The sequence below is a fragment of the Segeticoccus rhizosphaerae genome, assembly GCF_009192725.1.
In the GTDB taxonomy this organism is placed as follows: Bacteria; Actinomycetota; Actinomycetes; order Actinomycetales; family Dermatophilaceae; genus Segeticoccus; species Segeticoccus rhizosphaerae.
The window spans coordinates 1-680 of the sequence record NZ_VOHR01000679.1 but is presented as its reverse complement, the minus strand read 5'-3'; the positions used below and the strand labels follow the sequence as shown (position 1 = coordinate 680).

Here is a 680-nt window from a genome sequence, read left to right as displayed (position 1 = left end):
CGGCCCCCGACCAGCGGTCCGGGGCGTCCGCGCCCGTTGCGGACCCCGGACCAGGTGCGCCCACGGCGGACGACCGGCCCGCCGCCTCGGCGCCGGGAGGACTCGACACCGAGGCGATCCGTCGCTCGTGGCCCGACGTCCTCGACAAGATCTTCAGCATCAAGCGGGTGACCTGGACCCTGCTCAGCCAGCACGCGCAGGTGCTCGACTACAACGGCCAGCGACTGCTGCTGGGCATCGGCACGGTGGGCATCGCCGAGACGTTCCGCCGGGGCCAGCACGCCGAGATCGTGCGCCAGGCCCTGATCGAGGTCCTCGGCCTCGACACCACCGTCGAGGGGCAGCCGCCCACCCCCGGACAGGCTGCGCCGGGGGAGTCCGTCGCCGAGGCGACGGCACCCCCGTCCGGCAGCTCGCGGCCGGATCGGTCGACGACCGCTCCGGGTGACCCCCCGACGCAGAAGGGTCAGGGAGCTGCTGGGCGGAGAGGGACCACGTCGGCGCAGGCCTCCGGGCTGAGCCCGGGCTCCGGAGATTGGGCCGGGCAGGAACGCAGTGACTGGGGCGAGGTCGCCGCCAGCACACCGCCGCCAGCCTGGGCCCAGGGCGGCGACGGCCAGGACGCCGGTGCGGACCAGGCCAGTTCGGGCGCCCCGACCGCGAAGGAGTCCCGGCGCGAG

1 pseudogene is annotated in these 680 nt (G+C 75.6%); it reads left to right on the top strand.

Features of this window, described 5'->3' with window-relative positions:
• Window positions 1-680, top strand: a pseudogene (locus FRW57_RS23780) (DNA polymerase III subunit gamma and tau); the annotation flags it as partial.